Source organism: Pseudomonas sp. AU12215, from assembly GCF_001675465.2.
Lineage (GTDB): Bacteria > Pseudomonadota > Gammaproteobacteria > Pseudomonadales > Pseudomonadaceae > Pseudomonas > Pseudomonas nitroreducens.
Genome location: NZ_MACM02000165.1, coordinates 30,525 through 53,640, shown reverse-complemented (window position 1 = coordinate 53,640; position 23,116 = coordinate 30,525). Strand labels below are relative to the sequence as shown.

Sequence of the window (23,116 nt, the reverse complement as noted above, 5' to 3'; positions counted from 1 at the left end):
GCTTGCCAGCGGGTATTACTTCTTGCCGAGGCTGATGTGGCGGCTCGGTGCGCCGTAGTTCTGACCGGTCACGCCCTTGGCGATCTGCTGGATCTCACCGCCGGAGTTCAGGAAGGCGGCGATCTGGGCTTCCAGGGCTTCGCTGGTCGCGGTAGCGGCGGGAGCCTTGGGGGCGGCTTTCTGGCGGGTGGAGGGCTTGGTAGTCATATCTGCCATACCTGTCTGCGCAAATTGGCCGCCCATTGTACATCAAACGAGCAGGTTTCGGGGCGGTCATGGAACGAACGGTCTCATTCGGCTGCCTGAATCGTCCTTCGCGCGCGGTGTGGCGGCAGTGCTACCCTGTGCGCACTCCGGCCTTTCAGAGCCCGCCATGTCCCTGCTGTCGTCCCGCCAGCGCAATGCCTTGCGCCTGGCTCGCTCGTTCCTCGCTCCCTACCGCTGGCGTGCCCTTGGCGCGTTGCTGGCGCTGCTGTTCACCGCCGCCATCACCCTGTCCCTGGGGCAGGGCATCCGCCTGCTGGTGGACCAGGGCTTCATCACCCAGTCCGAACAGCTGCTCACCCGCGCCATTGGTATCTTCTTCGCCCTGGTGCTGTGCCTGGCGGTGGGTACCTTCGTGCGCTTCTACCTGGTGTCGTGGATTGGCGAGCGGTTCGTCGCGGACATCCGCCAGCGCGTGTTCGACCACCTGATCGAACTGCACCCCGGCTTCTACGAGAACAACCGCGCCTCGGAAATCCAGTCGCGGCTGACCGCCGACACGACGCTGCTGCAGTCGGTGATCGGCTCCTCGCTGTCGATGGCGCTGCGTAATGTTCTGATGCTGCTGGGCGGGGTGATCCTGATGTTCTTCACCAACGCCAAGTTGACCAGCATCGTGGTTGCTTCGCTGCCGCTGGTGATTGCGCCGATCCTGCTGTTCGGCCGCCGCGTGCGCAGCCTGTCGCGGCTCAGCCAGGATCGCGTGGCGGATGTCGGCAGCTACGTCGGCGAGTCCCTCGGCCAGATCAAGACGGTACAGGCCTACAACCACCAGGCGCAGGACCGCGCACGCTTCGGGCGCACGGTGGAAGACGCCTTCGACACCGCGCGCAAGCGCATCATGCAGCGCTCCTGGCTGGTCAGCGTGGTGATCCTGCTGGTACTTGGCGCAGTGGGCGTGATGCTCTGGGTCGGCGGCATGGACGTGATCGCCGGGCGCATCAGCCCCGGCGACCTCGCTGCCTTTGTGTTCTACAGCCTGATCGTCGGCATGGCCTTCGGCACGCTGAGCGAGGTGATTGGAGAGTTGCAGCGCGCCGCCGGTGCGGCCGAGCGCATCGCCGAGCTATTGCGGGCGCGCAGTGAAATCCACGCACCGGCCAGCCACTTGCTGCGTTTGCCCGAGCGCATCGTCGGCAGTATCGATCTGCAGGGCGTGCATTTCGCCTATCCGTCGCGCCCGGAGCAATGGGCCATCGATGGCATCGACCTGCACGTGGAGCCGGGCGAAACCCTGGCGCTGGTGGGGCCGTCGGGCGCGGGCAAGTCCACTCTGTTCGACCTGCTCTTGCGCTTCTACGACCCGCAGCAGGGGCGCATCCTGATCGACGGCCAGCCCATCGCCCAACTCGATCCGACGGACCTGCGCCGCAGCTTCGCGCTGGTTTCGCAGAACCCGGCGCTGTTCTTCGGCACGGTGGAGGAGAACATCCGCTACGGCCGCCCCGGCGCCAGCGATGCTGAAGTGGAGGCTGCCGCCCGTGCAGCCCACGCCCACGAATTTATCCTGCGTCTGCCCGAGGGTTATCAGGCTCATCTGGGGGAGAGCGGCCAGGGGCTTTCCGGGGGGCAGCGCCAGCGCCTGGCGATTGCCCGTGCGTTGCTGGTGGACGCGCCGATCCTGTTGCTGGACGAAGCCACCAGCGCGCTGGATGCCGAGAGCGAACACCTGATCCAGCAGGCGTTGCCGGGGCTGATGCGTGACCGCACCACGCTGGTGATCGCCCACCGCCTGGCCACGGTGCTCAATGCCGACCGTATCGCGGTGATCGAGCACGGTCGCCTGGTGGCGCTGGGGCGGCACGCCGAGTTGGTTGTAAGCAGTCCCCTGTATGCGCGCCTGGCCGAACTCCAGTTCGGCCAGAAGGAACATAGCCTTTAGGAGCGAGCTTGCTCGCGACTGCTTAACTCCGGAGCTGCCGCACAGCCTGGTTCGCGAGCAAGGGCTGGGCGCCCCCTCGGTCCTACATGAAGCCGGCGTTCGGCGGCTTGAGGCGCATCCTTGCGCCAATGCGCGTAGAATACCCGCCCCGTTCACGAGGTAAGCGTCATGGCAGTCATAGGTCGGTTCAATTCGTTGCAGGTGGCCAAGCACACCGATTTCGGTCTCTACCTGGATGGCGAGAGCCACGGCGAAATCCTGCTGCCCAAGCGCTACGTGCCGAAGAACGAACCCACCGAGGTGGGCGACTGGCTGAACGTGTTCATCTACCTGGACAGCGAAGACCGCCTGATCGCCACCACCCAGAAGCCCAAGGTGCAGGTCGGCGGTTTCGCCAGCCTCAAGGTGGTGGAGGTCAATCGCATCGGTCTGTTCCTCGACTGGGGGCTGCCCAAGGACCTGCTCCTGCCGCACTCGGAAGAGAAACGTCCGCTGCAGGTTGGCGATTACTGCGTGGTCTACGTCTACCTCGACGAGCGCAGCCGCCGCATCACCGCCACCGCGCGCCTGGACCGCTACCTGGACAACACCCCGGCGAACTACAAGGCCGGCCAGGAAGTCGACCTGCTGGTCGTCGAGCGCACCGACCTGGGCTACAAGGCGATCATCGAAGGCAAACACTGGGGGCTCATCCACAAGAACGAAGCGTTCAAGTTCCTCCGGGGTGGCCTGCGTGAGAAGGGCTACATCAAGGAGATGCGCGCCGACGGCAAGATCAGCCTGAGCCTGCAACCCGCCGGCGCGGGGCTCTCGGATGCCCTGAGCGAGAAGATCCTCCAGGCTCTGCGCGATGCCGGCGGCAAGCTGGCGATCAGCGACAAGAGCCCGCCGGAGCTGATCGCCCAGCAGTTCGGCGTCAGCAAGGGCAACTTCAAGAAGGCCATCGGCGGCCTGTTCAAACAGGGCCTGATCGTCATCCACGACGATCGCATCGAGCTGGCCTGACGGCTCAGCCGCGCCCGCGGACGATGGATTCGGCCACTGCGCAACGCGGCTCGGCCGGGGCCAGCGAGCCCATGCGCTGCAGGTCGACCGGCGTGCCCGGCTCGGCCTTCAGCTGGCGACGCAGGTCGTCGAATACCTGGTCATGCTCCTTGCGAAAGCGCAGCACCGGCCCGCTGCAGACCCGCAGGCCGTGCCGTCGCAAAATGCGCGTGGCGCTGCCGGCGAAGTTGAAGGCGAGATCGCCGGGGAGTTCGAAGCCGTCATTGAAGGGCTGGCCGTCGATTTCGCCATCCAGCTCGAATTTCACTGTCGCATCACGGCTGGCGGCATTTTCCACGACGTAGCTCATGCGAATACGGTACTGCTGCCGATCGAGGCCGGCGGTGGAGTGGATGGTGACCTGAGCGGGAACGGTCATTTTTTCTCCTGGTAACGCCAGCCCGCGACCGAAGCCGCGGGCGTTCGATATTGGGCTCAGAGGCTCAGCTGTCCGGAATAGAGACCGTAGCCGGCGCCCAGTGTTGCGGCCAGTAGGACGGCAAAGATCAGCCCTTCCGCCTTGCTGAACACGCGTTCGCCGCGCTCGCGCTTGGCCATGATGAACAGCACCACGCCCGGGGTGTAGAGCAGCGCCGAGAGCAGCAGGTGATCCATGCCGCCGGCATACACCAGCCACAGGCTGTAGATGAGGGCGATGGCGCCGATTACCAGGTCCTTGCGGCGCTCGCGCAGCAGACCTTCATAGCTTTCCCCGCGCAGGCACAGCAGTACGGCGTAGCCGGCGGAGAACAGGTAAGGCAGCAGCGCCATGGATGCGGCCAGGTGCACCAGGCTGGTGTAGGTGCTGGCGGCGAACAGGGTGACGATCAGGAATACCTGCACCGTGGCGTTGCTCAGCCACAGCGCGTTGACCGGCACGTCCGCTTTGCTCTCCTGGGCGAGGAACCTGGGCATGGTGTGGTCCTGGGCAGCGGCGAACATGATTTCCGCGCTCAGCAGAATCCACGCCAGTAGCGCGCCGAACAGCGAGACGACCAGCCCGGCGATGATCAGCACGGCGCCCCAGTGACCGACCACGTGTTCCAGTACGTAGGCCATGGACGGGTTGGGCAAGCCGGCCAGTTGCGCCTGGTTCATCATGCCCATGGACAGCACGTTCACCAGCACCAGCAGCGCCATCACCGAGACGAAGCCGATCACCGTGGCGGTGCCGACATCCGAGCGCTTCTTCGCGTGGCCTGAGTACAGGTTGGCGCCCTCGATGCCGATGAACACCCAGACGGTGATCAGCATCATGTTGCGTACCTGGCTCATCACGCTGTCGAAATCGACATGACCGTGGCCCCAGAAATCGGCAGTGAACAGGTCCATGTCGAACGCCACCAGGCCGATCAGGATGAACAGGACGATGGGTACGACCTTGGCGACCGTGGTGATCTGGTTGATGAAGGCCGCTTGCTTGATCCCGCGCAGGATCAGGAAGTGCAGGCTCCACAGCAGCAGGGATGAGCAGACGAAGGCAATGGCGGTATTGCCCTCGCCGAACACCGGGAAGAAGTAGCCCAGCGCGCTGAAGATCAGCACGAAGTAGCTGACATTGCCGAGCATGGAACTGAGCCAGTAGCCCCATGCCGAATTGAAGCCGATGTAGTCGCCAAAGCCGGCCTTGGCGTAGGCGTAGACGCCGGCATCGAGTTCCGGCTTGCGGTTGGACAGGCTCTGGAAGACGAAGGCGAGCATCAGCATGCCGATACCGCTGATGGCCCAGCCGATGAGAACAGCGCCGGGGCTGGCGCTTTTCGCGACGTTCTGCGGCAGCGAGAAGATGCCGCCACCGATCATGGAGCCGACCACCAGGGCGGTGAGTGCAGCCAGGCCGAGTTTCTGGTTGGGCGATGTGGGCATTTCCCAGCCTCCTGAATGTGAATGGATTCGCATATTTTCGAATCCGCTCGGAGGCACTCGGCTGATGTATATCAATAGCAGGCTAACGGTTTCTGAACCGACCCTGAACGAGTTCTGTTGCGGTTCAACAGCGCGCAGGGCTAAGGCCGCGGGTCACCAGAGCCGCGGAGAAGAGGCTGGCGCTTGCCGCTACATCATGTGGCGGAAGCGATTCCAGGCCTGCTCGACGGAGAGCCACCAGGCCGGCATGGCGCTGCCGAAGCCGGCGATCTCCAGGCGCGGGTGGTGGCGCACCACCATGTCCAGCACCGGTTCCTGCTCGGGCTTCACGTCGACGAAGAACACGTGGCGGCCTTGCTGCAGGTTGCCTTGGAAGCGGCGCACGTCGCCACTGGGGCGTTGCAGGCCGAAGAAGCTGCTTTCCCACAGGCTGAAGCCCAGCAGCACCGCGGCGAGAAAGACCACGGGGATCCAGCCTGCCGCCGTCTGCGTCCAGCCACTCAGGTAGCCGACCACCAGTACCAGCACGGCCAGTGCGGCACCGATCACCAGGCCGATCTTGCCCCAGTGCACCACGTCTTTCTTCATCACCGACGGCACTTCATGCAGGCGGTGCTCTTCCAGTTCCGCGTCGCTGTCGCTGAGCACATGCATCTGCTCGATGCCGATGCCGCTTTCGGAAAGCTCCTGCTCGACCTGTTCCAGGTCGTCCAGGTTGTCGCTGATGTAGTAATGCCTGTTCATGACGAACCTCGCGCCCCTCGGAAATAAAAGATCCCCCCAGGGTTTCGTCCGTGATCTGCCGCGTTTCCCGGCAAATCTCCGGCGTTCGAAGAATGTCGTCATGCACCAGTCTAACACCGGGGGGGGCGTGGCTCGCGGGGCGCTGCCGGGCGGTCGCGGGCTTGCCATGCGGCGTGGGAGGGCAGAGGATGCCGGTCTCACTCCCTGGCGACGAGGCCAAGATGATCCGCGAGATTCTCAGGATGGGCGACGAGCGCCTGCTGCGCATCGCCCCGCCAGTGCCCGAGTCGATGATCGGTAGCGCCGAGTTGCAGCAACTGATCGACGACATGTTCGAGACCATGCATCACGTTGGTGGAGTTGGCCTGGCCGCGCCGCAGATCGGCGTGGACCTGCAGCTGGTGATCTTCGGTTTCGAGCGCAGCGAGCGCTACCCGGATGCACCGGCGGTGCCACCGACCATCCTGCTCAACCCGCTGATCACGCCTGTCGGCGACGAGCTGGAGGAGGGCTGGGAAGGCTGCCTCTCGGTCCCCGGCCTGCGTGGTGCGGTGGACCGTTACCGGGCTATCCGCTACCAGGGCGTCGATCCCCAGGGCCTGCCCATTGACCGCACGGTGGAAGGCTTTCATGCGCGGGTGGTGCAGCACGAGTGCGACCACCTGATCGGCCGGCTGTATCCGTCGCGTATCACCGATTTCAGCAAATTCGGCTTCACCGAGGTGCTGTTCCCCGGGCTCGATCCGAACTCGGATGACTGACGGCAGCTTGAGCTGTTCTCCGTAGGAGTGAACTTGCTCCTACAGCAGGTGATGGTTCTGCGCGCGATTGCAGGAGCGGGCTTTTCCAGAGCCGAGGGCGGCGCCGCCCTCAACTTTCCTCGTCGAGCTGGTAACGGGTCGGCACCAGGCTCTCCTTGATCTTGCGCAGGTGCGGCTGGAAATCCACGCCGCGGCGCAGGGTCACGCCGGTGGCGAGCACGTCGAGCACGGTGAGCTGGATGATCCTTGAGGTCATCGGCATATAGATGTCGGTGTCCTCGGGCAGCGGGATGTCCAGGCTCAAGGTGCTGGCGCGGGCCAGCGGCGAGTCCGCGGCGGTCAGGCCGAGTACCGAGGCGCCGTTCTGTCGCGCCAGGTGGGCCACGTCCACCAGCTCGCGGGTGCGCCCGGTGTAGGAAATCACCACGAACAGGTCGCCGGTGTGTGCTACCGAGGCGATCATCCGCTGCATCAGTACATCGCTCTGCGCTGACACCGCCAGGTTGAAGCGAAAGAACTTGTGCTGCGCGTCGAGGGCCACCGAGCTGGACGCGCCAAGGCCGAAGAAGTGGATCTGCCGGGCCTGGATCAACAGGTCCACGGCGCGGTCGATCACCTTCGGGTCGAGCAGTTTGTGGGCGCTGTCCAGCGAGGCGATGGTGCTGCTGAAGATCTTGCGCGTGTAGGCCTCGGGGCCGTCGTCGGCCGCCACGGCCTGGGTCACGAAGGCTGCGCCGCTGGCCAGGCTCTGCGCCAGTTGGATCTTCAGCTCCGGATAGCCGCTCATGCCGAAGGAGCGGCAGAAGCGATTCACCGTCGGCTCGCTGACACTCGATGCCTGGGCCAGCGCGGCGATGCTGAAGCGCGTGGCCTGCTGCGGGTCGTGCAGGATCACCTGGGCGACCTTGCGCTCGGCCTTGTTCAGCTCTTCCAGACGGCTCTGGATCTGCTCCAGCAGGTTTTTCATCCGTGCTCCTTGGGCAATCGACGGTTGACCGGGTAGGTGCGGCCAGCGGCGCTATCCTAACGTCAGGCTGGCAAGCGACCAACAACGGCGCGAGACGGCAGAAATATGTTGTTTAATTACTACATATTTGTCTTAATGCCAGCGTAGAAGGCTAACTATCGTTCAAAATTTGGTTGGTAACAACAAATGCCTGAAGTCCGCGTTCTGCCCTGCACCCTTGCGCTGTTCGGCGCCCTGGGTGATCTCGCCCTGCGCAAACTGCTGCCGGCGCTCTACCAGCTCGACCGCGAAGACCTGCTGCACCGCGATACCCGCATTCTTGCCCTGGCCCGCGATGACGGCGCCACGGAAGCGCCATTGGCAACCATTGAACGCCGTCTGCGCCAGTATGTCCCGGCGAAAGAGTGGGATGAACAGGTCTGGGCCCGCTTCCAGGCGCGCCTGCATCACCTGAGCATGGACTTCCTCGACGCCGGCTCCTACCAGGCGTTGGCCGAGCTGGTGGGCGACGAGAAGACCCTGGTCGCCTACTTCGCCACCGCCGCCTCGGTGTTCGGCGGCATCTGCGAGAACCTTGCCGCTGCCGGCCTCGCCGAACGCACCCGGGTGGTGCTGGAGAAGCCCATCGGCCACGACCTGGAATCGTCCCGCGCGGTGAATGACGCCGTGGCACGTTTCTTCCCGGAAAACCGCATCTACCGGATCGATCACTACCTGGGCAAGGAGACGGTGCAGAACCTCATCGCGCTGCGCTTCGCCAACAGCCTGTTCGAGACCCAGTGGAACCAGAACCACATCTCCCACGTGGAGATCACCGTGGCCGAGAAGGTCGGCATCGAGGGCCGCTGGGGCTACTTCGACAAGGCCGGCCAGCTGCGCGACATGGTGCAGAACCACCTGCTGCAACTGCTCTGCCTGATCGCCATGGACCCGCCGGCCAACCTCACCGCCGACAGCATTCGCGACGAGAAGGTGAAGGTGCTGCGCGCGCTGGAGCCCATCGCTCCCGAGCAACTGGCGACCCGCGTGGTGCGCGGCCAGTACACCGCCGGCTACATCGACGGCAAGCCCGTGCCGGGCTATCTCGCCGAGGAAAATGCCAACCCCAACAGCGACGCCGAGACCTTCGTCGCCCTGCGGGTGGATATCCGCAACTGGCGCTGGTCCGGCGTGCCGTTCTACCTGCGTACCGGCAAGCGCATGCCGCAGAAGCACTCGCAGATCGTCATCCACTTCAAGGAACCGCCGCACTACATTTTCGCCCCGGAGCAGCGCTCGTTGATCAGCAACCGGCTGATCATCCGCCTGCAACCGGACGAGGGCATTTCCCTGCAGGTGATGACCAAGGACCAGGGCCTGGGCAAGGGCATGCAACTGCGCACCGGCCCGCTGCAACTGAATTTCTCCGAAACCTTCCAGACCGCCCGTACGCCGGATGCCTATGAGCGACTGTTGCTGGAAGTCACCCAAGGCAACCAGAACCTGTTTGTCCGCAAGGACGAGATCGAGGCCGCCTGGACATGGTGCGATGGCCTGATCGACGGCTGGGGCCGCCTGGGCGAGGAGCCCAAGCCCTACCCGGCCGGAAGCTGGGGACCGCAGGCGTCGGTTGCCCTGATCGCTCGCGACGGGAGGGACTGGTATGGCGATCTTTGAACCGACACTGAAAGAAGGCATGGCCTGGAAGACCTGGAACAACGCCGCCGAGCAGGCCCGCGGCCTCGCCGAAGCGGTAGCCGACGCGCTGCGTGAGGCATTGATCGAACGCGGTCGCGCATTGCTGGTGGTGTCCGGCGGGCGCAGTCCGGTGGCTTTCCTAGAGGCCCTGAGCGGCGCGGTACTGGACTGGTCGAAAGTGGCCGTCAGCCTCGCCGACGAGCGCTGGGTGCCTGAGTCGCACCCTGACAGCAATGCAGGCCTGCTGCGCCGCCATCTGCTCAAGGGCGAGGCGGGCAAGGCGCAGTTCATCGGCCTGTATCAGCCGGCGAGCAGCCTTGAGGAGGCGGCCGACAAGACCGATCGCTTCCTCCACGAGCTGACGCTGCCCATCGATGTGCTGGTGCTGGGCATGGGCGACGATGGCCACACGGCTTCGCTGTTCCCTGGCAGCACCAACCTGGTCGAGGCGCTCGACCCTGCCGGCACACGCCGATGCCTGCCGATGTGGGCGCCGACCGTGCCGCACCAGCGCCTGACCCTCACCCGAGCCGTGTTGCAGGGCGCGCGGGTGCAGATCCTGGCCATCCAGGGCGAGTCCAAGCTGGCCACGCTGAGTCAGGCGCTCAGCGATAACGACGACCAGCGCATGCCGGTCAATGCGTTCCTGCGTTCACCTCTTTCGATCCACTGGTGCCCCTGAAGCACGGAGTTACCGCTATGCCTGAACAACACATCCAGCAGATCGATGCCCTGGCGCAGCGTGCGCGCATCCTGCCGGTGATCACCATCGACCGCGAGGCAGACATCCTGCCCATGGCGGATGCTCTGGCAGCCGGCGGCATCACCGTTCTGGAAGTGACCTTGCGGACGGCGCTGGGTCTCACCGCGATCCGCCAGTTGAGCGAGCAACGCCCGGAGCTGATCGTCGGCGCCGGCACCGTGCTCGACCCGGAAACTTTCGCCCAGGCGGAAGAGGCGGGGGCGAAGTTCATCGTCACGCCCGGCTGCACCGAGGAGTTGCTGCAGTACGCGGTGACTCGCCCTGTGCCGTTGCTGCCGGGCGTTGCCACCGCGTCGGAAATCATGGCCGCTTATCGCCATGGCCTGCGCCGCTTCAAGCTGTTCCCGGCGAAGGTCGCCGGCGGCGTGGAAGCGCTCAAGGCTTTCGGCGGCCCGTTCCCGGACATCCGTTTCTGCCCTACCGGCGGCGTCGGCCCGGACAACCTGAATGACTATTACCGCCTGGCCAACGTGATGTGCGTGGGCGGCAGCTGGATGCTGCCCAAGGCCGCCGTCGACAGCGGCGACTGGTCGACGGTCGAACGCCTGAGTCGTGAGGCGCTAGCGCTACTGGACACACACTGAGCTGTCCTGGATTTGGACGTGCCCGGCCTTGTGCCGGGCTTTTTTATGGGGGCTTCTGCGGCTGTGCAGAGTTGCCGTGCGGGTTCGCGAGCAAGCTCGCTCCTACAGAAAAACGCGCCCGGTGCAGGACTACTCCCAGCAGGAGCGAGCTTGCTCGCGAACAAACCCCGACGCGGGGCTGTTCGCGAAAGGATCGCGCGTGACCCTCGGGCTTCAATCCACCCCGACGAAGCCGCCCGTCTGGTGCCGCCACAGCCGCGCGTAGAGCCCGCCATGGGCAAGCAACTCGGCATGGCTGCCGCTCTCGACCACGCGGCCGTGCTCCAGCACTACCAGCCGGTCCATGCGGGCGATGGTGGAAAGCCGGTGGGCGATGGCGATTACCGTCTTGCCCTGCATCAGGGTTTCCAGGCTTTCCTGGATCGCCGCTTCCACCTCGGAGTCCAGCGCCGAGGTGGCCTCGTCGAGGATCAGGATCGGCGCGTCCTTGAGCAGTACGCGGGTGATCGCGATGCGCTGGCGCTGCCCGCCGGAAAGCTTCACGCCGCGCTCACCGACGTGGGCGTCGAGACCGGTACGGCCTTCGGCGTCGCTCAGTTGCGGAATGAACTCCGAGGCGCGCGCCTTCTGGATGGCGTCCTGCAACTCCGCCTCGCTGGCATCCGGGCGACCGTAGAGCAGGTTGTCGCGGATCGAACGGTGCAGCAGCGAAGTGTCCTGGGTGACCATGCCGATCTGCGCGCGCAGGCTTTCCTGGGTCACGTGGGCGATGTCCTGGCCGTCGATCAGGATGCGCCCGCCCTCGAGGTCGTACAGGCGCAGCAGCAGGTTCACCAGGGTGGATTTGCCGGCGCCGGACGGCCCGACCAGGCCGATCTTCTCGCCGGGGCGTACGGTCAGGTCCAGCCCACTGATCAGGCCGCCGCCCTTGCCGTAGCTGAAATCCACTTGGTCGAAGCGCACTTCGCCATGGCTCACCACCAACGGCTTGGCGCCGGGCTGGTCGTTCACCTGGCGGGGCAGGGCGATGGTCTGCATGCCGTCCTGCACCTGGCCGACGTTCTCGAAGATGCCGCCGACCACCCACATGATCCAGCCGGACATGTTGTTGATGCGGATGACCAGGCCGGTGGCCAGGGCGATTGCGCCGACCGAGATCAACGACTGGGTCCACAGCCACAGGGCCAGGCCGGTGGTACCGGCGATCAACAGGCCGTTGAAGACGGTGATGGTGACGTCCATCGAGGTCACCACGCGTCCGGCCTGCTGGGCCTTGCGGGTCTGGTCGTCGATGGCTTCGCGGGCGTAGTCCTCTTCCTGGCGCGTGTGGGCGAACAGCTTGAGGGTGGTGATGTTGGTGTAGCCGTCGACGATCCGGCCCATCAGCTTGGAGCGCGAGTCCGAGGCGACCACCGAGCGATGCTTCACCTGGGGAATGAAGTAGCCCAGCGCGCCGACGTAGCCGACGACCCACAGCAGCAGCGGGATCATCAGGCGCCAATCGGCCTCGGCAAACAGCACCAGGGCGCTGACGGTGTAGATCACCACGTGCCAGATGGCATCCACCACTTGCACGGCGGAATCGCGCAGGGAGTTGCCGGTCTGCATGATGCGCTGGGCGATGCGCCCGGCGAAGTCGTTCTGGAAGAAGCCCAGGCTCTGCTTGAGCACGTAGCGATGGTTCTGCCAGCGGATCAGGTTGGTCATGCTGGGGTTGATGCTCTGGTGCACCAGCATGTCGTGCAGGCCGTTGAACACCGGGCGCAGGATGAGCGCGACGACGGCCATCCAGATCAGCTCGCGGCCGTGCAGGGTGAAGAAGTCCGCGGGCACGGTGCCTTGCGCGAGGTCGACGATGCGCCCCAGGTAGCTGAATAGCGCGACTTCGATCAGGGCGACGATCAGGCCGACGAAGAGCAGGGCGAGGAAGACCGGCCAGACCTGGCGCAGGTAATAGACGTAGAAGCGGATGACATCGGACGGCGGCATGCGCTCGGGGACGTCGCGGAAGGGATCGATCAGACGCTCGAAACGACGGTAAAGCATGATAGCTCTCGGGTTGTCGGCGGGGCCGTCCTGGCCCCGCCTTGAATGGCCTCCGTCAGCCGTGATTGCGCAGAATCACAGACGCTTGGCGGAGAGGATGACCACCGGGGTGGTCGGTACGTCCTGGAACATGCCGCGGTTGCCGGTCTTCACTCCGGCGATCTGGTCGACCACGCCCATGCCGCGTACGACCTTGCCAAATACGGCGTAGCCGAAGTCGCGCGCGCCGTGGTTGAGGAAGTCGTTGCCGGTCAGGTTGATGAAGAACTGGCTGGTGGCGGAGTTCACGTCGCTGGTGCGTGCCATGGCCAGGGTGCCGCGTTCGTTGAGCAGGCCGTTGTCGGCCTCGTTCTTGATCGGCGCCTGGGTGTCCTTCTCCTTCATGGCCTCGGTGAAACCGCCGCCCTGGATCATGAAGTTGGGGATGACGCGGTGAAAGATGGTTCCGTTGTAGAAGCCGCTGTCGACGTAGGACAGGTAGTTCTTCACAGAAATCGGCGCCTTGTCGGCGTACAGCTCGATTTCGATTTCGCCCGAAGTGGTGGACAACAGCACATGCGGGTTCTTGCTGTCGGCGGCGAACACCGAGCCGGCCAGGACCAGGGAGCAGGCAGCGAGCAGTAAGCGTTTGAACAGGGTCATTTGGTGGATGTTTCCTGAGGTTCTAGGGATGGTCGACCTGCTCGATGAAGTCGAGCAGGGTGGTGTTGAAGCGTTCGGGCTGGTCCAGCGGCGTCGCGTGGCGCGAATCCTCGATTACCACCAGGCGTGCGTTGGGCATCTGCCCGACATAGGCCTGCTTGAGCGAAACCGGGGTGTAGTCGCGGTCGGCGCTGATCACCAGGGTTGGACAGGTTATGCGCGCCAGGCGTTCCTGCACACCCCAGCCGATGATGGCATGCAGGCTGGACAGATAGGCGCGCTTGTCGTTCTGCGGCCAGCGCTGCTGGATCTTGCGGCGCAGGTCGCCCTGTTCTGGCTTGGGGAAGAGCATCTTGCCCAGTGCCTTGCCCACGGTATCCAGGCCCAGCACATGGGCGAGGAACAGCCGGCGCGCCACTTCCAGGTACTCGCGAGGGCTGCGTGGCTTTACCTCCGGCGCGCTGTTGACGATGGTCAGGCTGTTCAGCCGCTCCGGCCAGCGGGTGGCCAGTTCGAAGCCGATCATGCCACCCATGCTGATGCCCACCAGGTGCACGCGGCCCAGGCGCAGGTGGTCGAGCAGGGCGATCACATCCTCGGCGAAGGCGCCGATGCTGTAGCGCTGGCGAGGCTTGTCCGACTGGCCATGGCCGCGTACATCGAGGGCGATCACCCGGTGGCGCTTTTCCAGTTCCGGCACCTGAAACTCCCAGTCGCGGGTGCTGGAGCCGAGCCCGTGCACCAGCAGGACCGGCGTGCCGAAACCACTTTCCTCATAGTGCAGGCGGTGGCCGGCGTGGTCGAAGAACGGCATGACGGGCTCCTTTTTCGTGCGGCCTATATGCTCAGGCCGGGCTTTCGGGGGCGGCGAAATGGGCGTCGAGTGGCACATTGGCAAAGGTGGTCAGCAGTTCCACGAGGATCTGCGTGGCCGGGCCCAGGGGCTTTTCCTTGTTCGGGTAAAGATAGAACCGGCTCTCGCGCACGCCGCCCTGTTTCATCGGCAGTGGCTTGACCTGGCCGTCGCGCAGCTCGCGCTCGATCATGTGCCGCGGCAGCCAGGCGAAGCCCAGGCCGTTGCTGACAAAGGTGGCGGCGGTGGCCAGGCTGCCCACCGTCCAGCGCTGCTCGGCGCCCAGCCAGCCGACGTCGCGCGGCTGCAGGCGACCGGAGTCGCGGATCACCACCTGCATCTGGGTTTCCAGGTCCTGGTGGGTGACTTCGCGTTGCAGGCGATGCAGCGGGTGATCGGGATGGGCGACGGCGACGAAGTCGACGATGGAGAGGTCGGCGCCCAGGTGGCCGGGGATGTTCAGGCCGCTGATGGCGAGGTCGGCGTGACCTTGCACCAGCGCTTCTTCCACGCCGGACAACACTTCCTCGCGCAACAGCACGCGGCAGCCGCGGCTCTGCGGCATAAAGGCGGAGAGGGCGCGCACCAGGCGCACGGTGGGGTAGGCGGCGTCGACCACCAGGCGTACTTCCGGCTCCCAGCCCTGCTCCATGTGATGGGCAAGCTCTTCCAGCTGGCCGGCGGATTTCACCAACTGCCGGGAGCGACGCAGCAGCACTTCACCGGCCTCGGTGAGCACCGCCTTGCGCCCGTCGATGCGCAACAACGGTACGCCGAGTTGCTCCTGCATGCGCGCCACGGTATAGCTGATCGACGACTGTGAGCGATGCAGGGCTTCCGCCGCCTGGGCGAAGCCGCCGTGATCGACCACGGCCTGCAGGGTTCTCCACTGATCCAGGGTAACGCGGGGCGCTTTCATCCTCGCTTCCTCTTGTCTAATCTGGCGGTCCGCAGAAGACCAACAAGAGACCGCCATGAAAAAATTCTGTTGTGCCGTTCTGGCACTGTTGCCGCTGACCGCCCTGGCCTATCCCATTGAAGTGGAGAAATCCCTCAAGGGCACCCAGGTGGACTATGACACCCAGGACATAGGCGACCAGATGGGTGCCATCATCCTGCGCAACAATGGTCAGGAACAGGCGACCTGCACCGCAGTCTTCGTCAATGGCCCGGAAACTCCGCATGTCCGCAAGGCTTCCATCGCGCCGGGCAAGGAAGCGAACCTGACTTCCAGCTTCAGTCGCGCAGTGATCAAGCTGCGCATCAAGCTCACCTGCGTGCCGGGTTGAGTACTCTGCCGGACAAGACTAGAAGCAGTTTTGCGAGAAATCAATTAATTCGATAATTAGAAGCGATTATTTGCGCTTTTTTATCGATTTATTCATCTCTAGGATGGCCTCCATCGACACATTCAATGACCGATGGAGGTCCAGTCCATGTCCCGCGTTCTCGTCATCGAAAGCAGTGCCCGCCAGGAAGGTTCCGTTTCCCGCCAGTTGACCCGCGATTTCATCGCGCAGTGGCAGGCGGCGCACCCGGCGGACGAGATCCAGGTTCGCGACCTGGCCATCGAGCAGGTGCCGCACCTGGATGCCAACCTGCTGGGTGGCTGGATGAAGCCGGCCCAAGAGCACAGCGAGATCGAGCGCATCGCGCTGGAGCGCTCCAACCAGCTGACGGCCGAACTGCAAGCCGCCGATGTGCTGGTGCTGGCCGCGCCGATGTACAACTTCGCCATCCCCAGCACGCTGAAGTCCTGGCTCGACCATGTGCTGCGCGCCGGCGTTACCTTCAAATATACCGAGACCGGCCCGCAGGGCCTGCTCACCGGCAAGCGCGCCTTCGTCCTGACCAGCCGTGGCGGCGTGTACGCCGGTGGCGCGCTGGATCACCAGGAACCCTACCTGCGCCAGGCGCTGGGCTTCGTCGGCATCCATGACGTGACCTTCATCCACGCCGAAGGCCTGAACATGGGCGGTGAATTCGCCGAGAAAGGCCTGGCCAAGGCCAAGGCGCAGCTCGCCGCCATCGCCTGATCCACTTCCCCCTTGCGCGTCCTACCGCTCCTGGACGCGACCGTGGCCGATTCCCTGCCTGGGAGTCGGCCATTTTTTATTCGCCGGCTACTTGACCGGCAGAAAACACATCCTTTCCGTTCGGGCTGTTCAAAGCATGATCAGCATGCTAAAAGAACCTAGAGCTGATCTAGCCGCTTGAAAAAGAAGGGAAAACCATGACCAAGTCGGAGTTGATCGAGAGAATCGTCACCCATCAGGGGCAGCTTTCCGCAAAGGATGTGGAGCTGGCGATCAAGACCATGCTTGAGCAAATGTCCCAGGCTCTGGCGACGGGGGATCGCATCGAAATCCGGGGGTTCGGCAGCTTCTCTCTGCACTACCGCGCACCGCGCGTGGGGCGTAATCCGAAAACCGGCGAGTCCGTGCGCCTGGACGGCAAGTTCGTCCCGCACTTCAAGCCCGGCAAGGAGCTGCGCGACCGCGTCAACGAACCCGAGTGACCCCGGGGTATCCGTCTTCAAGAAGGAGTGTCCATGCTTCGGGCAAAACGTTTCCTGCTGATTCTGGCGTTGGTCGTCCTGGCCGCCATCGTTGTGGTTTTCGTCCTGGAGAACCTGCAGTCCGCACAGCTGACCTTCCTCGGCTGGCAATCGCCGCAGTGGCCGCTGGTGGTCTTCATTTCCCTTGCCTTCATCGTCGGTGGCGTGATCGGCCTGCTGCTGAGCATTCCCTTCCGGGCAAAGGCGCATGCCCGCATGAGCGGCCTGCGCTCCGAAGTCACTCGTTTCCGCAAGGAGAATGACGCGCTGCGTGAAAAGTCGCTGACGGACCATGCCTAGCGTCATCGCCACGCTGTTCTTCTTCTGCGCCCTGGCCATCGGCTGGTGGATGGGGCGTCGTTCTCTTTCCCGACCCCGGGAAGCCTCCGAAACCCACCTTCGGAGCCGTGTCCACAGCATGCACAACCTGCTGGAGCGACACTCCGACGATGCGCTGGAAAGCTTGTCCCAGGGCTTGGTCGTCAGCCCGGAGACTCTCGAAAGCCACCTGCACGTCGGCAACCTGTTTCGCCGTCGCGGCGATATCGAGAAAGCCATCCACATTCACCAGGAACTGCTGGGCCGCGCCGGCGAAGATGGTTCGCTGGTGGCACAGGTGCGCCTGGAACTGGCGCGCGATTACATCGCTGGCGGCCTGTTGGGTAGCGCCGAGGAACTGCTGGACGAGCTGACGCAGCAGCGCGATGAACCCATCTCCCTCGAAGCGCTGGATGAACAACGGCTGATCTGCGAACGCGAGAAGAACTGGTCGCGCGCCATCGAGTTGGCCTCGCGCCTGGTCGCAAGTCGCCCCGAACTGAGCGCGGCGTTGGCCAACTACTACTGCGAACTCGCCCAGGAGAAGGGCAGGACCGGCGATCGCAGTGCCATGCAGGAGCTGCTGCGTGAGGCTCGCCGTGTGGACAAGCGCTGCGTGCGCGCTCTGCTGATGCGGCTGGACTGCGAGTTGTGGCGCAAGGATCAGGTCGCTGCCGTGGCTACCGTCGGCGAGTTGGCGAGCGATGCCAAGGCCTTCCTGGGCGAGATCGTGCCGCTGTTGCGTCGCCATGATGGCCTTGCCCGGCCCGAGTTGCTGGCGTGCTTGCGGGGGTTGGCCGCTGGCGAGGAAGTGCCGCCGGCAATCCTCGCCCTACTGGCGCAAAACGAGCTGCCAGCGGGAGCGTCCGGTTGGCGCGAGAGCCTGCTGGAGCGGGTGGAGCGTCATCCTTCCTGGCAAGGAGTCGGCGAGTACCTTGAAGTAGTCGGAAACGATGGCGAAAAAGACTCGGCAGCCGGAAAAATCGCTCCAATAATCATCGGTTTGTATAAGACAATGCCGCGCTATCGATGCGGCAAGTGTGGTTTCGCCGGCCGCGAACTGCACTGGCAATGTCCCAGCTGTCACGCTTGGAATGCGCTGCGACCGGTCATCTCGCCGCTCTGACGCGTTCGCTCAAACATGGAAGGCGCCGCTGGCGTCAGGTTCTGCAGGTGCTGGATTGAAGGTTCTACTCACGGGCGCGAGCGGTTTTGTCGGCCGAGGCGTGCTGGCTCGCTTGTGCCAGGAAGATGATGTGCAGATTCGCGTCGCCCAGCGTGGCGCCGTTGCGCAGTTTCCGGAAGGTGTCGAGGTGGCGCTCATCGACGGGTTGAGCGTGGCGCAATCCTGGACGCCGGCCCTGCAAGGGATCGATGCCGTGATTCATTGCGCTGCCCGGGTTCACGTCATGGACGAGCTGGCTGCCGATCCACTCGCCGAGTTTCGCGCGGTGAATGTCGAGGCGACCCGGCATCTGGCGCAGCAGGCTGCGGCGGCGGGCGTGAGGCGTTTTGTCTTTGTCAGTTCGATCAAGGTCAATGGCGAGGAAACCACGCCTGGTCGGCCGTTCACGGCCGATGCCGAGCCGCAGCCGCAGGACCCTTACGGTCAATCCAAGCTCGAGGCCGAGCGAGCCTTGTTCGAGATTGCCCGGCAGACGGGACTGGAGGTCGTGGTGGTGCGCCCGCCACTGGTCTATGGCCCCGGGGTCAAGGCCAACTTCGCCAGTCTGATGCGCGCCTTGCAGCGCCGTCTGCCGCTGCCCTTCGGCTCCATCGACAATCGCCGTAGCCTGGTGGCCCGGGATAATCTGGTCGACCTGTTGGTGCTGTGCGCGCGCCACCCCGCAGCGGCGGGGCAGGTGTTCCTGGTCAGTGATGGAGAAGACCTGTCCACGGCCCAGTTGTGTCGCGGCCTGAGCAGGGCCATGGGCTTGCAGCCTCGACTTCTGCCGGTTCCCGCGGGGTTGTTGCGCCTGCTGGGGCTGCTGGCCGGGCGAGGCCAACAGATCCAGCGCCTGCTGGGATGCCTGCAGGTGGATATTTCCGCAACCCGCAGCCGGCTGGGTTGGGCTCCCCCCGTGAGCGTCGAACAGGCCCTGCTGGAAACAGTGCAGGGATACGGTCAGGAGCAGAGAAGATGAGTGCGGCATTGCTGCTTCTGGCAGTGTTCATTGCGTCCTGGGCCATGACGGCGGGTGTTCGTCGCTACGCGCTGGCGCGCAGCATCATGGATATTCCGAACGCCCGCAGTTCGCACCGGATTCCCACGCCGCGCGGTGGTGGTGTTGCGATTGTACTGGGTTTTCTCGGCGGCTTGCCCTTGGCGGCCGTGCTCGGGATGGTCGGCGGAGCCAGCCTGGTGGCCCTGCTGCCGGCCGGCGCTCTGGTTGCGGCCATTGGCTTCCTCGACGATCACCGCCATATTCCGGCACGCTGGCGGCTTCTGGGGCATTTTGTCGCGGCGCTCTGGCTGCTCTGCTGGCTGGGTGGCGTGCCCGTGTTGCCGTTGCCCTGGGGCGCGCTGGACCTGGGCCTGGCAGGTGACCTCCTGGGGCTGGTGTTCCTGGTTTGGCTGCTCAACCTGTACAACTTCATGGACGGCATCGACGGTATTGCCGGCCTGGAGGCCATCAGCGTCTGTTTGGGTGGAGCCCTCTGCGGCTGGGCGTTCGGGGCGGTGGAGCAGGTCTGGCTGCCGTTGCTGCTGGGCCTGGCGGCGACGGGCTTCCTGGTCTGGAATTTCCCTCCCGCGCGAATTTTCATGGGCGATGCGGGCAGTGGTTTCCTCGGGTTGATCCTCGGCGGTCTGGCGCTGCAGGCCTCCTCGGTGGCCCCGCCGCTGATCTGGAGCTGGTTGATTCTCCTGGGCGTTTTCATCGTCGACGCGACGTTCACCCTGATTCATCGGCTGATGCGCGGCGAACGCGTCTACGAAGCGCATCGCAGCCATGCCTACCAACGCGCTTCGCGACGCTACGGCAGTCATCTGCGGGTATCGCTGGCGGTAAGTGCGATCAACGTGTTCTGGCTCCTGCCGCTGGCGCTGCTGGTCGCGCTGGGGCATGTTTCAGGTTTGCTGGCGCTGATTGTCGCCTATGCTCCATTGGTGCTTGTCGTAGCTCATCTGGGTGCAGGTCGTCCGGATGAACAGGATGTGAGCTGAACTCCGCCGGATTGGGTGGTCAATGTAGCGGGTGGAAAACTTCCTCTGCTCGGGATAAGGACAAGCGCTGATGCTTCGAGAACGCCTGCTGAGGCTTCCGAGACGAAACAAACGGTTACTGCAGGTCACCACCGATATTTGCCTGGTGTGGTTTGCGCTGTGGCTGGCGTTCATCGTGCGACTGGGTACGGACGATCTGGAGTACCCGTTCCGCGTGCACGGCTGGTTGTTCTTTGCTGCCCCGGCGGTGGCGATTCCGCTGTTCATCCGTTTCGGCATGTACCGCGCGGTCATGCGCTACCTCGGCAACGACGCGCTGATCGCGATCTGGAAGGCGGTGACCATCTCGGCGCTGCTGTTGTCGCTGGTGGTTTACTGGAACCGCTCGGTAATCGAGGCGGTTCCGCGTTCGCTGGTCCTGAACTACTGGTGGCTGAGCCTGCTGATGATCGGCGGACTACGCCTGGCTATGCGCCAGTATTTCATGGGGGACTGGTACAGCACCGTGCAGGCGGTCCCGTTCCTCAAACAACAGGACGGCTTGCCGAAGGTTGCCGTCTATGGCGCGGGCTCTGCCGGCAACCAATTAGTTGCCGCCTTGCGTCTCGGTCGCGCGATGCGTCCGGTCGCTTTCATCGATGACGATGACGAGATAGCCAACCGTATCATTGCTGGCCTGCGCGTCTACAAGCCCAAGCATATTCAGCAGATGATCGACGAAACCGGCGTGCAGGAAGTGCTGTTGGCGATTCCCTCTGCGACGCGCGCCCGCCGCCGCGAAATTCTCGGCTTGCTCGAGCCCTACCCGGTCCACGTGCGAAGCGTGCCTGGATTCATCGAGCTGGCGAACGGCCGGGTGCGGGTAGACGACATCCAGGAAGTGGATATCGCCGACCTGCTCGGGCGTGACCCGGTCGAGCCGCGCAAGGAGCTGTTCGAACACTGTCTTCGCGGCGAAGTGGTGATGGTCACTGGCGCAGGCGGCTCCATCGGCTCCGAACTTTGCCGACAGATCCTGGGCTCGTCGCCTACCGTGCTGGTGCTGTTCGAACACAGCGAATACAACCTCTACCGGGTGCACCAGGAGCTGGAGAACCGCGTCAAGCGCGAGTCCCTCGCGGTGCAGCTGGTGCCGATCCTCGGCTCCGTGCGCAGTGCTGAGCGCCTGCTCGATGTCATGCGCACCTGGAAGGTCGCGACGGTCTATCACGCCGCGGCCTACAAGCATGTGCCCATCGTCGAGCACAATATCTCCGAAGGCGTCCTGAACAATGTGATGGGCACCTTGCATACCGCCCAGGTGGCGGTGCAGGCCGGCGTCGAGCACTTCGTGCTGATTTCCACCGACAAGGCAGTGCGCCCGACCAATGTGATGGGCAGCACCAAGCGCCTGGCGGAGATGATTCTGCAGGCATTGAGCCAGGAGTCCGCGCCGGTGCTGTTCGGCGACAAGTCCGGCGTGCACCAGGTCAACAAGACCCGGTTCACCATGGTTCGCTTCGGCAATGTGCTGGGCTCCTCCGGTTCGGTCATTCCGCTGTTCCGCGAGCAGATCAAGCGCGGTGGTCCGGTTACCGTGACCCATCCGGGCATCACCCGCTACTTCATGACCATCCCGGAAGCGGCCCAGTTGGTGATCCAGGCGGGCTCCATGGGGCGCGGCGGCGACGTTTTCGTGCTGGACATGGGGCAGCCAGTGAAGATTCTCGAGCTGGCCGAGCGGATGATCCACCTGTCCGGCCTGAGCGTCCGCTCCGAGCGCAATCCCCAGGGTGACATTTCCATCGAGTTCAGCGGCCTGCGGCCTGGCGAAAAGCTCTACGAGGAGTTGCTGATCGGCGACAACGTCAGCGCCACCGAGCATCCCATGATCATGAAGGCCAACGAGGAGCTGATGCACTGGGAGGGCTTCAAGCTCGTCCTGGCTGATCTGCTCAAGGCGGTAGAGCAGGGCAATTACGCACGTGTGCGGCAACTACTGCGGGAAACCGTCAGCGGCTATTGCCCCGAGGGCGAGATCGTCGACCTGATCCATCAGCAGCGGCGAATGGAGCCCTGAGTCGGTGGGCTACCTAGCAGACAGCGCCGCTGCTGCGTCTGCGAGTCATGTCAGTCCTTTCTTGGTGAACTGTCGGCGGCGCCGGAATCTGCCGCCGACTCTCTAAACAGGCGTTTTCACCGGTGTTCCTGGCGATATGTTTTCCAGGCAGCGCAATCGCGCCTGCCTCGAAACCTGTTGCATCAAGGAACGATCCATGAAGAAGAGTCTGCTTTCCGTTACAAGTCTGATTCTGTTGGCGGGCCTCTCGTTCGGTGGAGCCGCTCTGGCAGCCACCAATGGGGCTCCGGCCGTAAAACCCTCAGCCGAAACCACAGTTTCGGCCGAGAAGGCGCCTATTGCCCAGGTGGCGGCCGTGAATATCAACACTGCATCGGCTGAAGAGTTGCAGCATTCCCTGAAAGGCATCGGCAAGGTGAAAGCACAGGCCATCGTTGACTACCGCACAACCAACGGGCCGTTCACCACGGTCGATCAATTGCTGGAAGTGAAGGGCATCGGCAAGGGTACGCTGGACAAGAATCGCGACAAGATTTCGCTCTGAGCTTTGCCAGTTGGAATGAAAAAGCCGGTCGTCGACCGGCTTTTTCATTGAGGACTTTTTCGAGTCCAAAGAAAAAGCCCCGACATGTGCCGAGGGCTCCGAATTTGGGCTCCGCGACCTGGACTCGACGGCGTCAGCCGAACGCGCCTCAGCGCGGCTCCGAAGGGGGCACCACCTGGGACTCAGTGCCTGGAGAGAGTCCGGAGGCCCAATAAAAAAGCCCCCGGCATGTGCCGAGGGCTTCGAATTTGGCTCCGCGACCTGGACTCGAACCAGGGACCCAATGATTAACAGTCATTTGCTCTACCGACTGAGCTATCGCGGAACAACGGTGCGTATCTTACTGATTAAGAAGGGGAAGTCAACAATCAGGCGATGA

The 23,116-nt window shown here is 64.0% G+C and carries 24 protein-coding genes and 1 tRNA gene; 15 read left to right on the top strand and 10 right to left on the bottom strand.

What is annotated here, in order from left to right; all coding sequences use genetic code 11:
• Nucleotides 1-15: 15 nt before the first annotated feature.
• Nucleotides 16-216 (bottom strand): hypothetical protein, encoded by a 201-nt coding sequence (locus tag A9513_RS26705; protein WP_024765957.1) that lies wholly within the window; start codon nucleotides 214-216, stop codon nucleotides 16-18.
• A gap of 157 nt (nucleotides 217-373) precedes the next feature.
• On the opposite strand from A9513_RS26705, the gene A9513_RS26700 reads away from it, so the two are divergent.
• Nucleotides 374-2,146, top strand: coding sequence for an ABC transporter transmembrane domain-containing protein (locus tag A9513_RS26700; RefSeq protein ID WP_065086065.1), 1,773 nt, complete (start codon nucleotides 374-376; stop codon nucleotides 2,144-2,146).
• 168 nt (nucleotides 2,147-2,314) lie between these two features.
• Nucleotides 2,315-3,151, top strand: a complete 837-nt coding sequence (locus tag A9513_RS26695; RefSeq protein ID WP_024765959.1) for a S1 RNA-binding domain-containing protein — start codon at nucleotides 2,315-2,317, stop codon at nucleotides 3,149-3,151.
• Nucleotides 3,152-3,155: 4 nt separating this feature from the next.
• Here A9513_RS26695 and A9513_RS26690 read toward each other — a convergent pair whose 3' ends face one another.
• From A9513_RS26690 to A9513_RS26680, 3 genes are all read right to left on the bottom strand, one after another.
• Complete coding sequence (locus A9513_RS26690; RefSeq protein ID WP_065086064.1) at nucleotides 3,156-3,569, bottom strand: DUF5064 family protein; 414 nt, start codon at nucleotides 3,567-3,569, stop codon at nucleotides 3,156-3,158.
• Between the two features lie 56 nt (nucleotides 3,570-3,625).
• Nucleotides 3,626-5,056 (bottom strand): arginine-ornithine antiporter, encoded by a 1,431-nt coding sequence (gene arcD, locus A9513_RS26685; RefSeq protein WP_065086063.1) that lies wholly within the window; start codon nucleotides 5,054-5,056, stop codon nucleotides 3,626-3,628.
• Nucleotides 5,057-5,245: 189 nt separating this feature from the next.
• Entirely contained in the window at nucleotides 5,246-5,800 is a 555-nt protein-coding gene (locus A9513_RS26680; RefSeq protein ID WP_054907316.1) for a hypothetical protein, read from the bottom strand.
• A 221-nt stretch (nucleotides 5,801-6,021) separates the two neighbouring features.
• Here A9513_RS26680 and def point away from each other — a divergent pair, with 221 nt between their 5' ends.
• Nucleotides 6,022-6,561, top strand: a complete 540-nt coding sequence (gene def, locus A9513_RS26675) for a peptide deformylase (protein WP_065086119.1) — start codon at nucleotides 6,022-6,024, stop codon at nucleotides 6,559-6,561.
• 109 nt (nucleotides 6,562-6,670) lie between these two features.
• Here def and A9513_RS26670 read toward each other — a convergent pair whose 3' ends face one another.
• Entirely contained in the window at nucleotides 6,671-7,528 is an 858-nt protein-coding gene (locus A9513_RS26670; protein ID WP_024765963.1) for a MurR/RpiR family transcriptional regulator, read from the bottom strand.
• A gap of 186 nt (nucleotides 7,529-7,714) precedes the next feature.
• Here A9513_RS26670 and zwf point away from each other — a divergent pair, with 186 nt between their 5' ends.
• The 3 genes from zwf to A9513_RS26655 are packed head-to-tail and all read left to right on the top strand — an operon-like array spanning nucleotide 7,715 to nucleotide 10,552.
• Nucleotides 7,715-9,184: a glucose-6-phosphate dehydrogenase gene (gene zwf / locus A9513_RS26665; protein ID WP_024765964.1), complete on the top strand. Its 1,470-nt coding sequence runs from the start codon at nucleotides 7,715-7,717 to the stop codon at nucleotides 9,182-9,184.
• Entirely contained in the window at nucleotides 9,171-9,887 is a 717-nt protein-coding gene (gene pgl / locus A9513_RS26660; RefSeq protein WP_024765965.1) for a 6-phosphogluconolactonase, read from the top strand. Before zwf ends, pgl begins: the two co-directional genes overlap by 14 nt.
• A gap of 17 nt (nucleotides 9,888-9,904) precedes the next feature.
• Nucleotides 9,905-10,552, top strand: coding sequence for a bifunctional 4-hydroxy-2-oxoglutarate aldolase/2-dehydro-3-deoxy-phosphogluconate aldolase (locus A9513_RS26655; protein WP_037013414.1), 648 nt, complete (start codon nucleotides 9,905-9,907; stop codon nucleotides 10,550-10,552).
• 213 nt (nucleotides 10,553-10,765) lie between these two features.
• Here A9513_RS26655 and A9513_RS26650 read toward each other — a convergent pair whose 3' ends face one another.
• The 4 genes from A9513_RS26650 to A9513_RS26635 form a co-directional block, all read right to left on the bottom strand.
• A complete protein-coding gene (locus tag A9513_RS26650) occupies nucleotides 10,766-12,598 on the bottom strand; it encodes an ABC transporter ATP-binding protein (protein ID WP_065086062.1) in 1,833 nt (610 codons plus the stop codon).
• Between the two features lie 75 nt (nucleotides 12,599-12,673).
• Nucleotides 12,674-13,234, bottom strand: a complete 561-nt coding sequence (locus A9513_RS26645; protein ID WP_065086118.1) for a peptidylprolyl isomerase — start codon at nucleotides 13,232-13,234, stop codon at nucleotides 12,674-12,676.
• A gap of 28 nt (nucleotides 13,235-13,262) precedes the next feature.
• Nucleotides 13,263-14,054, bottom strand: a complete 792-nt coding sequence (locus A9513_RS26640; protein WP_065086061.1) for an alpha/beta fold hydrolase — start codon at nucleotides 14,052-14,054, stop codon at nucleotides 13,263-13,265.
• A 31-nt stretch (nucleotides 14,055-14,085) separates the two neighbouring features.
• Nucleotides 14,086-15,012, bottom strand: a complete 927-nt coding sequence (locus tag A9513_RS26635; protein ID WP_054907322.1) for a LysR family transcriptional regulator — start codon at nucleotides 15,010-15,012, stop codon at nucleotides 14,086-14,088.
• Nucleotides 15,013-15,067: 55 nt separating this feature from the next.
• Between A9513_RS26635 and A9513_RS26630 the strand changes: the two genes are divergently transcribed.
• From A9513_RS26630 to A9513_RS26590, 9 genes are all read left to right on the top strand, one after another.
• Complete coding sequence (locus tag A9513_RS26630; protein WP_024765971.1) at nucleotides 15,068-15,382, top strand: hypothetical protein; 315 nt, start codon at nucleotides 15,068-15,070, stop codon at nucleotides 15,380-15,382.
• A 147-nt stretch (nucleotides 15,383-15,529) separates the two neighbouring features.
• Nucleotides 15,530-16,129 (top strand): FMN-dependent NADH-azoreductase, encoded by a 600-nt coding sequence (locus A9513_RS26625; RefSeq protein WP_037013416.1) that lies wholly within the window; start codon nucleotides 15,530-15,532, stop codon nucleotides 16,127-16,129.
• A 197-nt stretch (nucleotides 16,130-16,326) separates the two neighbouring features.
• The gene (gene ihfB, locus A9513_RS26620; protein WP_003091441.1) at nucleotides 16,327-16,611 is read left to right on the top strand and encodes an integration host factor subunit beta; all 285 of its coding nucleotides are present in this window, start codon (nucleotides 16,327-16,329) and stop codon (nucleotides 16,609-16,611) included.
• Between the two features lie 33 nt (nucleotides 16,612-16,644).
• Nucleotides 16,645-16,950, top strand: a complete 306-nt coding sequence (locus tag A9513_RS26615) for a lipopolysaccharide assembly protein LapA domain-containing protein (protein ID WP_024765972.1) — start codon at nucleotides 16,645-16,647, stop codon at nucleotides 16,948-16,950.
• On the top strand, nucleotides 16,943-18,094 hold the full coding sequence (locus A9513_RS26610) for a hypothetical protein (protein WP_024765973.1): 1,152 nt from the start codon (nucleotides 16,943-16,945) through the stop codon (nucleotides 18,092-18,094). Before A9513_RS26615 ends, A9513_RS26610 begins: the two co-directional genes overlap by 8 nt.
• Nucleotides 18,095-18,149: 55 nt before the next feature.
• Entirely contained in the window at nucleotides 18,150-19,112 is a 963-nt protein-coding gene (locus A9513_RS26605) for an SDR family oxidoreductase (protein ID WP_065086060.1), read from the top strand.
• The gene (locus tag A9513_RS26600) at nucleotides 19,109-20,134 is read left to right on the top strand and encodes a glycosyltransferase family 4 protein (RefSeq protein WP_065086059.1); all 1,026 of its coding nucleotides are present in this window, start codon (nucleotides 19,109-19,111) and stop codon (nucleotides 20,132-20,134) included. The genes A9513_RS26605 and A9513_RS26600 overlap by 4 nt, the downstream gene beginning before the upstream one ends.
• A 70-nt stretch (nucleotides 20,135-20,204) precedes the next feature.
• Nucleotides 20,205-22,193: a nucleoside-diphosphate sugar epimerase/dehydratase gene (locus A9513_RS26595; RefSeq protein ID WP_037007446.1), complete on the top strand. Its 1,989-nt coding sequence runs from the start codon at nucleotides 20,205-20,207 to the stop codon at nucleotides 22,191-22,193.
• Nucleotides 22,194-22,389: 196 nt separating this feature from the next.
• On the top strand, nucleotides 22,390-22,737 hold the full coding sequence (locus A9513_RS26590) for a ComEA family DNA-binding protein (protein WP_024765976.1): 348 nt from the start codon (nucleotides 22,390-22,392) through the stop codon (nucleotides 22,735-22,737).
• 249 nt (nucleotides 22,738-22,986) lie between these two features.
• Here the strand turns inward: A9513_RS26590 and A9513_RS26585 are convergent.
• Nucleotides 22,987-23,062, bottom strand: a tRNA-Asn gene (locus tag A9513_RS26585).
• Between the last annotated feature and the right edge of the window lie 54 nt (nucleotides 23,063-23,116).